Origin of the sequence: Phenylobacterium sp. (genome assembly GCF_016793285.1) — a bacterium.
In the GTDB taxonomy this organism is placed as follows: Bacteria; Pseudomonadota; Alphaproteobacteria; order Caulobacterales; family Caulobacteraceae; genus Phenylobacterium.
Genome location: NZ_JAEUMO010000043.1, coordinates 1 through 12865, shown reverse-complemented (window position 1 = coordinate 12865; position 12865 = coordinate 1). Strand labels below are relative to the sequence as shown.

13 protein-coding genes are annotated in these 12865 nt (G+C 70.6%); 3 read left to right on the top strand and 10 right to left on the bottom strand.

Translation table 11 applies throughout. The annotated features are described in order from the left end of the window. Positions 1 to 45: 45 nt before the first annotated feature. Positions 46 to 702: an HAD family phosphatase gene (locus JNL41_RS04825; RefSeq protein WP_293473138.1), complete on the top strand. Its 657-nt coding sequence runs from the start codon at positions 46 to 48 to the stop codon at positions 700 to 702. A 31-nt stretch (positions 703 to 733) separates the two neighbouring features. On the opposite strand, the gene JNL41_RS04820 is transcribed toward JNL41_RS04825, so the two are convergent. The 3 genes from JNL41_RS04820 to hflK all read right to left on the bottom strand — a co-directional run bounded on the left by JNL41_RS04820 (position 734) and on the right by hflK (position 3159). Beyond that, complete coding sequence (locus JNL41_RS04820) at positions 734 to 1012, bottom strand: UrcA family protein (protein ID WP_293473137.1); 279 nt, start codon at positions 1010 to 1012, stop codon at positions 734 to 736. A 102-nt stretch (positions 1013 to 1114) separates the two neighbouring features. Continuing rightward, on the bottom strand, positions 1115 to 2017 hold the full coding sequence (locus tag JNL41_RS04815) for a protease modulator HflC (RefSeq protein ID WP_293473136.1): 903 nt from the start codon (positions 2015 to 2017) through the stop codon (positions 1115 to 1117). Beyond that, positions 2014 to 3159, bottom strand: coding sequence for an FtsH protease activity modulator HflK (gene hflK, locus JNL41_RS04810; RefSeq protein WP_293473135.1), 1146 nt, complete (start codon positions 3157 to 3159; stop codon positions 2014 to 2016). The genes JNL41_RS04815 and hflK overlap by 4 nt, the downstream gene beginning before the upstream one ends. A 132-nt stretch (positions 3160 to 3291) precedes the next feature. On the opposite strand from hflK, the gene JNL41_RS04805 reads away from it, so the two are divergent. After that, positions 3292 to 4449 carry an Mrp/NBP35 family ATP-binding protein gene (locus JNL41_RS04805; RefSeq protein ID WP_293473134.1) on the top strand — a complete coding sequence of 386 codons (1158 nt, stop codon included), beginning with the start codon at positions 3292 to 3294 and terminating at the stop codon, positions 4447 to 4449. A gap of 3 nt (positions 4450 to 4452) precedes the next feature. On the opposite strand, the gene JNL41_RS04800 is transcribed toward JNL41_RS04805, so the two are convergent. From JNL41_RS04800 to JNL41_RS04775, 6 genes are all read right to left on the bottom strand, one after another. Further along, a complete protein-coding gene (locus JNL41_RS04800; protein ID WP_293473133.1) occupies positions 4453 to 5868 on the bottom strand; it encodes an MFS transporter in 1416 nt (471 codons plus the stop codon). Positions 5869 to 5923: 55 nt separating this feature from the next. Continuing rightward, complete coding sequence (locus JNL41_RS04795) at positions 5924 to 7351, bottom strand: MFS transporter (protein ID WP_293473132.1); 1428 nt, start codon at positions 7349 to 7351, stop codon at positions 5924 to 5926. Positions 7352 to 7500: 149 nt separating this feature from the next. Continuing rightward, complete coding sequence (locus tag JNL41_RS04790) at positions 7501 to 8406, bottom strand: SDR family NAD(P)-dependent oxidoreductase (protein WP_293473131.1); 906 nt, start codon at positions 8404 to 8406, stop codon at positions 7501 to 7503. Positions 8407 to 8561: 155 nt separating this feature from the next. Next, the gene (locus tag JNL41_RS04785) at positions 8562 to 9560 is read right to left on the bottom strand and encodes an HlyD family efflux transporter periplasmic adaptor subunit (RefSeq protein WP_293473130.1); all 999 of its coding nucleotides are present in this window, start codon (positions 9558 to 9560) and stop codon (positions 8562 to 8564) included. Positions 9561 to 9565: 5 nt separating this feature from the next. After that, positions 9566 to 10336 (bottom strand): ABC transporter ATP-binding protein, encoded by a 771-nt coding sequence (locus tag JNL41_RS04780; protein WP_293473129.1) that lies wholly within the window; start codon positions 10334 to 10336, stop codon positions 9566 to 9568. Then, positions 10333 to 11475 (bottom strand): ABC transporter permease, encoded by a 1143-nt coding sequence (locus tag JNL41_RS04775; RefSeq protein WP_293473128.1) that lies wholly within the window; start codon positions 11473 to 11475, stop codon positions 10333 to 10335. Before JNL41_RS04775 ends, JNL41_RS04780 begins: the two co-directional genes overlap by 4 nt. A gap of 261 nt (positions 11476 to 11736) precedes the next feature. On the opposite strand from JNL41_RS04775, the gene JNL41_RS04770 reads away from it, so the two are divergent. Beyond that, positions 11737 to 12552: a hypothetical protein gene (locus JNL41_RS04770; protein WP_293473127.1), complete on the top strand. Its 816-nt coding sequence runs from the start codon at positions 11737 to 11739 to the stop codon at positions 12550 to 12552. Between the two features lie 127 nt (positions 12553 to 12679). Here JNL41_RS04770 and JNL41_RS04765 read toward each other — a convergent pair. Further along, a partial coding sequence (locus JNL41_RS04765; protein ID WP_293473126.1) for a hypothetical protein occupies positions 12680 to 12865 on the bottom strand: 186 nt, incomplete at its 5' end.

Genomic DNA, 12865 nt, shown 5'->3' with positions numbered 1-12865 from the left:
GGGCAGGGGCGTTACGTCGCCCGTCCGATTCAGCTACAGCGCGCCATGGCTCTCCTGCGCTCCGTCAAAGCCGTCGTGTTCGACATGGACGGCCTGCTCGTCGACACCGAGACCGTGGTCTTCCGCGCCATGCAGCGGGCGGCGAACGCGATCGGGACCGAGATGCCGTTCGAGACCTTCAAGCGCATGGTCGGGCTGCAGCACGCCGCCAGCGACCTGATCCTCGTCGATCACTTCGGCGACGGCTTCGACCTCGACGCCTGGTCCGCGGTCGTCAGCGCGCATTTCCGCGAGGAGCTGGCGGCCGGGATCGCGCTCAAGGCCGGCGCGGTGGAGATCCTGGACGTCCTGGACGGCCTCGGCCTGCCGCGCGCCATCGCCACCTCGTCGAGCCTGGAGAGCGTGCAGGCGAGCCTTGGCCCGCACAGCCTGGTCGACCGGTTCGATGCCCTCATCACCCGCGACGTGCAGACGCGGGGCAAGCCGCATCCCGAGCCGTTCCTGAAGGCGGCCGAGGCGCTGGGCGTCGATCCCGCCGACTGCCTCGCCCTCGAGGACAGCCACAACGGGGTCCGCGCGGCCGCGGCGGCCGGCATGATGACGGTCATGGTGCCCGACATGCTGGACCCGACCGAAGAGATGGAGACGCTCTGCGTGCGCATCGCCCGCGACCTGCACGAGGTGCTGGGCTGGCTCGCCTGATCGTCATCCCCGGCCCGGCCGGGGCCAGGGGTCAGACCGCGGCGTCGAGGCGGGCCCTGGCGGCGGCCACCGCCTCGCGGCGGCACTTCCAGGCGCGGCCCTCGGCGCCCGGCAGCAGCGGCGTGCGGATCTGGGCGCACATCCCGCGGCTGGCGGCGTTCAGGCGCTTCAGCATCGCCTTTTCGCCGGCGCTGCTGTCGAGGTCGAGGCCGGCGAGACGCACGGGCGCCATGAGGTAGCTGCGCGGCTGGGCCGCGGCCGGGGCCGCGATCAGAGCAAGCGCGACGAGCATCCAGGGCAGGCGACGCATCGGAATTCCTCCCAGCCGATTACGCGCGTAACACGTCCCTGATTGTTGCGACTCCGACATCGCCGTCAAGGCCCGAACCGGGCCTCGCGGCGACTTTGCCGGTCAGCGCCGCGCCGCCCCGCCCGTCGGTCCGCGCTCGAAGTAGCGGAAGAAGGCGCTGTCGGGCGACAGGACCAGCGTCGTCTCGCCGTTCGCGAGGCTCGTCTCGTAGGCCTGCATCGAGCGGAAGAAGGCCGCGAAGCTGGGGTCCTTGCCGAAGCTCTGCGCGAAGATGCGCGTGCGCTGGCTGTCGCCCTGGCCGGTGATCTGGCCGGCCTGCTCGCGGGCGGTGGCCAGGGTGATGGCGACGTCCTTGTCGGCCTGGGCGATGATCTCGCGCTTGGCCTGCTCGCCTTCGGCCCGGAGCTGCGCCGCCACCTGCTGGCGCGACGTCACCATGCGGCGGAAGATCCGGTCGCGGTTCTGGGTCGGCAGGTCGACGCGGCGGATGCGCAGGTCCACCACCTCGATGCCCATGGCGGAGAGCTGCGCGCGGCGGGCCACGTCGGCGCGGGCGATCTGCATCAACTGCGCGCGGCGGCCCGAGATGATGTCGGTGGTCGAGGCCGACCCCAGCACCTGGCGCAGCGAGGAGTTCACCAGCCGCTCGATCCGGTCGTTCGCGGTGCGCTCGTCGCGGAGCGTGCGGTAGAAGGCCAGCGGGTCGGAGATGCGGTAGCGGATAAAGGCGTCCACCACGAGGCGGTCCTGGCCGGCCGTGACGATCTCCTCCTGGTCCGATTCCAGCGCGATGTTGCGCCGGTCGAGCTTGATGACCTGCTCGATGAACGGGACCTTCACGTTGAGGCCCGCGCCGCCCTGACGAGGCGCATGGACCACGCGCACGGGGCTGCCGAAGCTGACCACGATGGCCTGCTCGCGCTGGTCGACGATGAACAGGGTCTGCCACGCCACGACCAGGAAGGCCCCGACGGCGAGCAGGATGGCGAGGCTGCGCGTGCTCATTGGCCGCCCTTCTGTGCGGGGGCCGGCGGAGCGGCGGGCTCGGCCGGAGGCGCGGCGGCGGTCGTCTTCGGCCGGAAGACGTCGGGCGGCAGGATGATCGGAGCGCTCGCGCCCTTCGAGTCGATCACCACCTTGTTCGAGCGCGCCAGGATGCGCTCCATCGATTCGATGTAGAGGCGGTCGCGCGTCACCCCGGGCGCCCGCCGGTACTCCGTGTAGATCTGGTTGAAGCGCGCCGCCTCGCCGGCGGCCTCGCGCACCGCCTGCTCGCGATAGGCCTCGGCGCGGTTCATGATGCTGGCCGCGTCGCCCTTGGCCTCGTTGACCACGCGGTTGCGGTAGGTGTTGGCCTCGTTGACCGACGAGTCCTTGTCCTGCTCGGCGCTCTGCACGTCGCGGAAGGCGTCGTTGACCTCGGCGGGCGGCCCGGCCCGGCTGATCTGCACTTCGACCACCGTGATGCCGGCGCCCCAGGCGTCCAGCGTGCGCTGCATGACGTCGCGCGTCTGCTGCTGCATCTGCCCGCGGCCGGTGGAGATGATCGGTTGCAGCGGCGTCTTGCCGACCACTTCGCGCATGGCGCTTTCGGCCACCGCGGTCACGGATTCGTTGGGGTCGCGCACGACGAACAGGAAGGCGCGCGGGTCGGCGATCCGCCAGGTGACGGAGAAGTTGACGTCGACGATCTGCTCGTCGCCGGTGAGCATCAGGCCGGCGGCCCGGTCGTCGCTGCCAGCGCCGCCGACGTCGGTGCGGTTCAGCGCCAGCACCGGCACCTTCTCGACCGCCTGGATCGGCGCGGGCAGGTGGTAGTTCAGGCCGGGGCCGGTCTGGCCGGTATAGGCGCCGAACGTGGTGACGACGCCCACCTCGTTGGGCGCGACCTGGTAGATCCCCGACAGCGCCCAAAGGCCCACCGCGACGCCGACGATCGCCGGCACGACGCCGGGCCGCGGGCCGCCGGGCCCGCCCAGCAGGTCGCGCACGCGCCGGCTGAGGCGGTCGAAGCCGGCGTTGAAGTCGGGGCCGCCGGGACGGCGCGGTCCGCCGCCGCCGCCCTGCGGGCGCCTGGGCCCGTCGCGGCGGTCATCGTTGTTGGGGCTGCCCCACGGACCCGGGTTCGCGTTGTCGTTCCAGGGCATCAGCCGGTTCGCGTCGTGCTCAAGCGGGACCTTACTCTCACACTGCTCCTTATAGCCCCTGACGGGCTTGTAAACCGGCGCTGTCAGCCGGATATGGGGGCCCCACCCACGCAGAAGCAAGACCATCTGGCAATGAGTGAAGCTGCGGGTCCGGACCGGACGGCGATCCTGAAGGCCCTCGACGGGGTGATTGATCCGAAGTCGGGGAAGGGCCTGATGGCTGCCGGGCTGGTGCGCGGCCTGGTCCTGCGCGAAGGCCGCGCCGCGTTCATGCTGGAGGTCGCGCCCGCCGACATCGACCTCTACCGCCGCGTCCGCGATCAGGCGGAGGCGGCGATGGCCGAGGTGGACGGCGTCGAGACCAGCCAGGTGGTGCTGACCACCGAGGTCCAGGCGCCGACGCCGCCCGCCATGCCGCAACTGCGCGTCAGCGCCCGCCGCGGCGGCGCCCCGCCGGTCGCCGATCCCGGTCGCCGCCGCGCGCGCGTCACCGAGGACCCGCAGGCCCAGCTCCACCCCATGGTCGATGCGGTGAAGCCGCCGCATGTGAAGCGCGTGATCGCCGTGGCCTCCGGCAAGGGCGGCGTGGGCAAGTCGACGGTCTCGGTGAACCTGGCGGCCGCGCTCGTGAAGCTGGGCAAGCGCGTGGGCCTGCTGGACGCCGACATCTACGGCCCCTCGGCGCCGACCATGCTGGGTATCGACGGCGACCCGACGTTCGACGAGGAGAAGCGCCTGAATCCGATGGAGGCGCACGGTATCAAGGTGATGTCGATCGGCTTCATCGTCGAGCCGGGCACGGCCAACATCTGGCGCGGCCCGATGGCCTCGTCGGCGCTGCGCACGCTGCTCAACTCCAACTGGGGCTCGCCGGACGAGCCGCTGGACGTGCTGATCCTCGACCTGCCGCCCGGCACCGGCGACATCCAGTTGACGCTGGTCCAGAAGCTGAAGATGGACGGCGTGGTGATCGTCTCGACGCCGCAGGAGATCGCGCTGATCGACGCGCGCCGGGCCGCCGCCATGTTCGAGAAGACCGGCGCGCCGATCCTGGGCGTGGTCGAGAACATGGCCTACTTCGCCGACAGTTCGGGCGCGAAGGTGCCGATCTTCGGGACCGGCGGCGCGCGGCGCGAGGCCGAACGGCTGGGCGTGCCGCTGCTGGCCGAGATCCCCATCGAGGTGCCCTTGCGGGAAGCCTGCGACGCGGGCCGGCCGCTCTTGACCCTGACCACCGAGAGCGCCGCGGCCAAGGCCTTCCTGGATCTCGCCCGCAAGGTCGGCGGATAGCCGTCAGGTCCGCTGCGGTGGGGTCTGCTCCTGGCCGGTCAGGCTCTCGACGCCGGCGGCCGCGGTCAGCGCCGCGTCCCGCGCGTCGAGGCGGCGGCGGGTCTCGGCCGCCCGGTCCGGCGTCAGGCCGTAGCCCAGCAGGCTGAGGGCGCCCAGGCCGACGAACGCGATCGGGCCGGCCAGGAACACCACCAGCAGCGAGCGGATCGCCTCGGGCGTATTGGCCGACCCCAGCGTGGGGTCGTAGCCGGTCCGTCCCAGCGCCCAGAAGGTCAGCGCGATCCCGAAGCCGGCGGCGACCTTGTTGGTGAGCGTGGTCAGCGCATAGAGCAGGCCGCCGCGCTCCTTGCCCTGCCTCAGGCGCATCTCGTCGGCGACGTCGGCGGTCATGGCGCGGGTCAGGACGTTGAAGCTGGCGGCCAGGAAGCCGGTCAGGAACATCGAGGGCGCCGCCGCCAGGACGTTGCCGCGCGGCAGCACGGTGAACGTGAGCAGGAGGACGGAGTAGGCGAGGGCCGCGGCGATCACCGTCCGATGCTTGCCGATCCGCGTCGCCAGCCACGCCAGGCTGGGCGCGCCCACGATCCCGGCGACGATGTAGACCAGCAGCAGGACGTTGGCCTGGCCCGATGTGAAGCCCATGAAGTCGCGCGCGTAGAAGAGGTAGAGCGCCGCCATCCAGCCCGGACCCATCCCCAGCGCCAGATCGGCGACAATGACGCGCGACATGTTCCGGTCGAAGACGAGTTCGAGATAGTCGCGCAGGCGGAAACGCGCGTCGGGCGCCTCGCGCATCACCGTCTCCGGCGTGCGCCAGACCACCGCCAGGATCGCCAGCGGCGTGAGCGCGATGAGATACCAGAGCATCCCGCGGATGGCCTCCGCCTCCGTGAAGCCCATCTGCTCGCCCACGATCGGGAACAGGATCACGCAGACCGCGCCGGCGACGCCCACGGCGGTCATCACGCCGAAGAGCCGCGCCCGGTCGTCGTAGGAGGTGGCCAGGGTCGAGGCCCAGGCCGAATGCGACAGCAGCAGCATCGACGAGCCGAGGTACATGACCAGCAGGAAACCCACGAGCCCGGTCGTCCCCACCGAGCGGTCGGCCTGCAGCAGCAGGAAGAGGCCGGCCATGAGGAACGGCGCGCCGAGGATGGTCCAGAACCGGTAGCGTCCCCAGCGCGTCCTCGTGCGGTCCATCGCCAGGCCGAGCAACGGCTCGATCGGCACGTCGATCATCCGGGCCAGGCCGAAGGCCGCGCCCACGACCGCCAGTTCGACGCCGAGGCTGGCGGCGAAGTAGGACGGCATGTGGACCGAGATCGCCAGCCCGAGGCCGTACAGCGGCAGGCTGGTGGCGGCGAAGGCGAGCGCGAGGTTCAGCGGCAACCGCGTGTCGCCTGCGTCGGCCTTCGCCATCTGTCCTCCCGTCCGCGCGCGGACCCGGCGTCCGTTCGTCCCCGAATTCACTGGATTACGAAGGCCGGCTCGCGCTGACGAGTTCGGTGTCGCCGGTCAGGCTTTCGAGGGCGCTTGCGCCGCCCTCGCTGAGCGCGTCGCGTTCGTCCAGTTGGCGGCGGATGTCGGCGTGCCGCTCGGGCGTCAGCTTGTAGCCGATGAAGCAGGCGCCGGCGATCATCACGAAGACGATCGGGCCCACGATGTAGACCAGCTCCAGGCTCTGGATCGCCTGGGGGGTGTTCACCGCGCCGGCCTTGGCCTGATAGCCGATGTAGGCCAGCAGCACGAAGGTCAGCGCCGAGAGGCCCGAGGCGATCTTCGTCGTGCCGATGGTGAGCGCGTACATGAGGCCCATCCACTCGCGGCCGGTGTCCAGCCGGATCTCGTCGGCGATGTCGCCGGTCAGCGCCCGGATCATCACGCCGAAGCCGGCCGCCATGGCGCCGACCACGAACATGCCGGGCGAGAAGACCAGGAAGTTCCCCTTCGGCAGGAACGGGATGAGGACGAGGCCCAGCGAATAGATGGTGGTCGTCACCATCAGGGCGCGGTGCTTGCCGATCTTGTTGGCCAGCCACGCCGCGAACGGCGCGCCGACGAAACCGGCGCCGATGTAGATCATCAGGAGGAGGTTGGCGGCGGTCGTGTCGAAGCCGCGGCTGTCCTTGAAGTAGAAGAGGTAGAGCGCCGCCATCCACCCCGGGCCCAGCGTCACGCACAGGTCGGCCGCCAGCAGGCGCAGCACGTTGCCGCGCTTCAGCAGCGTCAGGTAGTCGACGGGCCGGAAGGCCTTTCCCGTCTCGGGCGTGATCTTCTCGCGCGTGCTGAGCAGCACCAGCAGCGCCGTCACCGGCGTCGCCCCGATGATGAACCAGACCATGGCGCGCACGCCCTCGCCGTCGGTGTGGCCGAGCTCGTCCATGACGATCGGGATGCCGAGCACGATGACCGCGCCCACCACGCCCAGGCCGATGATCGCGCCGAACACCTTGGAGCGCTGCTCGTAGGTCGGCCCCAGCACGCCGCCCCAGGCGAGGTGCGAGAGGTACATCATCGAGTAGCCGATGTAGAGGAACAGCAGGATGCCGGAGAGGCCGAGCTGGCTGGTGGTCGAGTTGGCCTGCAGCAGCAGCCAGCAACCGGCCATCAGCACGGGCGTGCCCGCCAGCATCCAGACCCGGTAGCGGCCGAACCGCGTTCTGGTGCGGTCCATCGCCGTGCCGAGCATCACGTCGATCGGGATGTCGATGAGCCGGACCATCGCGAAGGCGGCGCCGACGGCGGCCAGCTCCAGCCCGACGTGGCTCGCGAAATAGCGGGGCAGATGCACGCTGATCGCCAGGACCAGCGCCTGGATCGGAATGCTCGCGCTGGCGAAGGCCAGGATCAGCGGCAGCGACAGAGTCTGCTGGGACCCGCTGGAAGTGCCTTGAGACGCCAAGCTCGTTCCTCCGTGGTGCGTCCCTCCGAACGCTTTGCCTGACGTTAGGCGCGACGGGCGGGCCCCGGGCAAGCGTTATTGGGTTACAAAAGAGAAAAGGGGCCGCTCCCCTCCCTTTCAGGAGCGGGGCAGCCCCCCGGCGGGGAGGGTCAGCCGCCCTGCAGCTTGCGGAAGAACTTGGCGCTCTGTTCGCCGCCGTTGACGTAGGCCTGCTGGCCGGCCGGGTCGGCGATCTTGGCCCAGTTGTCGCGCACCTGCTCCACCGTGGCGTTCGGGCCGATGGCCACGCCCTCGGTCTCCACGATGCGCGAGACGGCGAAGGCGCCGGCGCCGGCGGTCAGGATCGTGCCGGTCGGGGCCTCCTCCGAGCAGAGGAACACGACGCCCGGCGTCACCAGCTCGGGCTTCAGCAGGCCCAGCACCTCGGGCGGCATGCCCAGGTTCTCGGTCATGCGGGTGGCCGCGACGGGGCTGATGGCGTTGACGTGGATGTTGTTCTTCTGGCCCTCGAGCTTCAGCGTGTTCATGAAGCCGATGATGCCCAGCTTGGCCGCGCCGTAGTTCGACTGGCCGAAGTTGCCGTAGAGTCCGCTGGACGAGGTCGTCACCACGATGCGCCCGTAGTTCTGGTTGCGCATGATCTCCCAGACGGCCTTGGCCGGCTTCACCGTGCCCAGCAGATGCACGTTCAGGACGATCTCGAAGTCGGGGATCTCCATCTTGGCGAAGGTCTTGTCGCGCAGGATGCCGGCGTTCGCGACCAGGACGTCGATCCGGCCCCAGGCGTCCATGGCGTCCTTGACCATCCGGGCGACGCCGGCGTCGTCGGTCACGGACGAGCCGTTGGCGATGGCTTCGCCGCCCGCGGCCTTGATCTCGTCGACGACCTTGTTGGCCGCGTCCGAACCGCCGCCCGCGCCGTCCATCGAGCCGCCCAGGTCGTTGACCACCACCTTGGCGCCGCGCCGCGCGAGCTCCAGCGCGTGCTGCCGGCCCAGGCCGCCGCCCGCGCCCGTCACGATCGCCACTTTGCCGTCGAAGCGGATGTCCGCCATCAGGATCCCCTTTGGAACAGGTGTTCGAAATTCGGCGCGTTGTGCGGGCCGGGGACGGCGTCGTCAAGCTGACGGACGGTGAGAAAAAGGCGCTCCCCGGGACGGTTTGCAGGGAGAGTCCGAAGGGACCCGCCCCGGGGAGCGTCAGGGCCCGCTCAGCTCTGCGGCGGAGTCGCGGCTTGTGCCGACGGGGCCTCGGCCGACGGGGCCCGGGCCTGTTGCTGGCGGACGAACTTCACCAGCACGCGCTGCCCGATCAGGAACGGCGCGCCGGTGCTGTCGACCACCACCTCGACGACGCGGTCGTCGGTCTTCTCGTTGGGGTCGTCCGACTGCAGCTTGCGGGCGCCGAAGACGGCGGCGCGGCGCAGCACCTTGCCGCCGAAGGTCCTGGTCGGGTCGGATTCGGGCGACATCTGCACCGACTGGCCGATGGCGACGTAGGGCAGGGCGCCCTCGGCGATCTCGGCGCGGACGATGCGGCCGGCGCGCGGCTCCAGGTCGAACATGTTGGAGACGTTCAGCGTCGAGGCGCCGGCGCCCGGGTTGGCGTAGCGGCGCACGATGCGCCCGTCGGCCGGCGCGCGGATGATCGACAGTTCCTGATCGTAGCGCGCCTCGTTGTGGCGGGCCTCGGCGGTGGCCACCACCGCCTGCTGGGCCATGATCCGCGCCTCGGCCTCGCGCACGCCGTCGCGGGCCTGGTCCAGCTTCTGGGCGGCCACGAAGTTGGACGGCGCGAGGCCTTCCATGCGGCGCAGCTCGCGCTGCGCGGCCGAGCGCTGGACGTCCAGCAGGGCCAGGGCGGCGCGGGCCTGGCGCACCTCGGCGGCGGCGCGCTCGGAGGCCAGGCGCGGTTCGTCGTCCTCCAGGCGGGCCAGCACCTGGCCGGCGCGCACGTCCTCGCCCTCCTGCACCAGCACCTGGCGGATCACGCCGGCGCGGCGGGCGGCGACCTGGATGATGCCGCCTTCCACGTCGGCCTTGCCGTTGGCGATGGCGGCGTAGGGGCTGGGCTTCACCTCGGCGGCGGCCTTGGCCTCCTGCGCCTTCCTGGCCTTGGCCTGGCTCTGCATGAAGAGCCCGCCGCCGCCGGCGAGGACGACCAGGATCAGGGCGATCCAGACGAAACGGTTGCGGAAGATGGCGGGCATGGTCCTCAGGCCTCGACGAGGGCGGGTTGGCGGATGCGCGGCGCGTGGGCGCCGAAGGTCTCGGGCGGCGGGCCGGCGTGGTCGACGCGCTCGTCCGAGAGGATGTGGCCGTCTTCCAGATGGATGACGCGGTCGGCGAAGGCTTCCAGGCGCACGTCGTGGGTCACGCAGATCACGGCCGCGCCGTGCTGCTTGGCGGCCCGCTGGAGCAGCTTGATCACGATCAGGCCGTTCTCGCCGTCGAGCGCGCTGGTGGGTTCGTCGGCGAACAGCAGGCGCGGGTTCTTGGCGAGCGCGCGGGCGATGGCCACCCGTTGCTTCTCGCCGCCGGACAGCTCGGCGGGCCGCTGCCCCATCCGGGCCTCCAGGCCCACCTCCATCAGCGCGTTGGCGGCGCGCTCGCGGGCCTGCCGCCTGGGCACGCCCTGGTGCTTCAGGATGATCTCGACCTGCTGCAGCGCGGTCAGCGCCGAGAACAGGTTGAAGCCCTGGAAGATGAAGCCGCAGTGGTCCAGGCGGAACCGGTCCAGCTTACCGGGCTTCAGGCTCCACAGGTCCTGACCCATGCCGTTCACCTGGCCCTCGTCGGGCTTCAACAGGCCCGACAGCGCCGCCACCAGCGTCGACTTGCCCGAGCCCGAGGGGCCCATGACCATGGTCACGTCGCCGTGCAGGGCGTCGAAGTCGACGCGCTTCAACACTTCCACGTGCGTGCGCCCGGTCTTGAAATGCTTGTACAGGCCGTTGGCCGAGATCGCGGTCTTTGTCAGGCTCATCGCAGCAGATCCGCAGGTTGGCTCTTCTTCAGCACGCCGATCGAGAACAGGCCCGAGAGCCCGGCGATGACGAGGAGGAGGATGGCGACGAAGATGTCCCAGAAGAGGGGGAAGCCCATCGGCACGCCGCCCTTCAGGGCGAGCAGGTAGACGCCGACGGTCAGGATGGCGGTGACGATGAAGCCGGCCACCCCCACCCACAGCGACAGCTCCAGCACGATGGCCCGCAGCGCGTTCATGGGCACGCCCAGCGCCCGCAGGCTGGCGAATTCCTTAATGCTGGACAGGATCGCGCCGCGCAGGGTCATGGACGTGATCGCTATGCCGATGAACGCTCCGATGATCACCGTGGCGGTGATGAACAGGCCGATGATCTGTTCCTTCATCAGCGCGCCCTGGTTGGCCTGGGCCAGCTCGGCCCGGGTCCAGGCGCGGTAGGCGCCCTTGGCGCTCTCGTTCAGTTGCTCGCGGACGATTTCGGCGCGGGCGGGGTCCTTGAGGCGCACCATCAGCGGGCCGGTCTTGCCGTTCTTCTGCACCATGCCCAGCAGGCGCAGCGTGTCGCGCGAGACGGTGATCGACGCGTTGTTGATGTTGGGATAGCCGGTGAGGATCGCCCGAACCCGGATGGTCTTGCCGTTCAGCGAGGCGGTGTCGCCCAGCTTCACGCCCAGGCGGCCAAGCTGGCTCTCGTCGATGGCCACCGAGTAGGGCTCCATCAGCGCGCGGCGGGTTTCCTCGGTGAAGTCGACCGGCAGGGTCACGGCGCCCGGCCGCGTATCAACCAGGTTCACGTCGACGTAGGTGGTGACCGCCTTCTTGCCGTCCTTGGGATGGTTCACCCAGCGGCCGCCCTCGATGTCCCAGGCGGCGACCTCGGCGACTTCGGGGTGCATGTACATCTGCGGCTGGAGACGCGCGGGCAGCGAGCCGCCGCCCGAGTTGATCAGGCTCTCCATCTTCGCCGGCATGATGATGAGGTCCGCGCGGGACCGGTCGAGCGTGGCGGTCACGCCCTTCACGATGCCGGTGAACATGCCCACCTGCGCCAGGATCAGCAGGCCGGCCACCGCCAGCGCCACCATGGCGGCGCTGTAGCGTCGCCATTCGTACAGCAGTGTCGCAAGCGCCAGAGACATTGTGACGGTCAGCCCTCAACCTTCGAGCGCGGAGTTCGCCACGTCGCCGGATCGGAGCCAGTTAAATCGCCGTAACGGCAGGCCGGGTCGGGGCGCGCGATGTGCGCTCAAAGCCTAGAGACCCGAGGGGAAACCCTCAGATGCGGAGGGGCCGATTAAACCTTCGTAATCCGGGCCGGCGATCGTGTCGCAGGGCTGTGCAGGACTTCTTTAGGCCTTGGCGCGCAAGGGTGAGGCTCCACTGCGACCTGCCCCGCCCCGATGTACGTCACGTCTGTCGCCACCTCCGCCTATCCGACCCCCGTCACCCCGGTGCGGGCGGTGGGCGCTGTCACGTCCGCGGACTATGCGACGCGGATGGCCGAGTTCGACACCCTGGCCGCCACGGTGAACGACGTCAGCGGCAAGGCCGGCGAGGCCCAGCGGGTCGAGGCCTACCAGGCGCTGCAGGCCATGTCGGCGGGCGGTCGGCTGGCGGGGATCGACCCCGAGCGCCGCAAGGTGCTGGACCAGGCCACCTATGACAGCGACATCGGCCAGCGCGCCCAGGCCCTGGGCCGCGACTTCGTCCAGGCGATGAACGCCGCGCGGCAGGCCGGCGGCCCGGGAGCGGCGCTGCAGGCGGTGGCCGACCGCTTCGACCGCCTGTCCCCGCCTGACCGGGATCTGCTCTTCCGCACCACGATCAACGTCGCCGACCGCAGCGGGGCCAAGCCGTACGCGGACGCCTCGGCCTGGCGGGCCAACATCGACGCCCAGGCCCAGGTCGTGGGCTTCATGAAGGCGGCGGGCGTCGTCGGCGCCAACGGCGCGCTCGACCAGAAGGCCGCCCAGGCCAAGGCCGCCGACGATCCGAAGTTCGCCACCGCGCTGCGTCTCTCACTGCGCAGCGACAACAACTCGCCGGACTGGACCCAGGCGGTCTCCCAGCTCTTCGGCCGCGCCACACCGCAGGACGAGGTCAGGCTTTCCGACGCCGCCAAGGCCGCCCTGGCCGCCGCGCCGGCCCCGGCGCAGACGCCGGCGGCCCCGGCTACGCCCTACCGCGAAGGCTCGATCGCCTCGATCAAGGCGTAGGGACGGCGCGTCCAGGGCCTGCGGCCCGCCCCGTCGCGACCATGGCGCACTCCGGAGCGCCGGGGCGCTGTCGGCGCATCATGGCGTCGGATGGCGGCGCCGCGCGAGGATCGGCGTGCGCCGGCCGCTACAGCAGCCGTCCCCCGTTGCGGCGGAGCCGCGCAAGGTAGAGGACGAACAGGCTCACGAAGACGAAGTCGCCCCCGATCACGAGGAGGGCGAACGACGACGTCCAGCCGTTCAGGTGCATGACGAGCAGGTTCAGGGCGAAGAGGAACTTGCCGATGCCGCCCATCAGGACGATGCCGTAGTG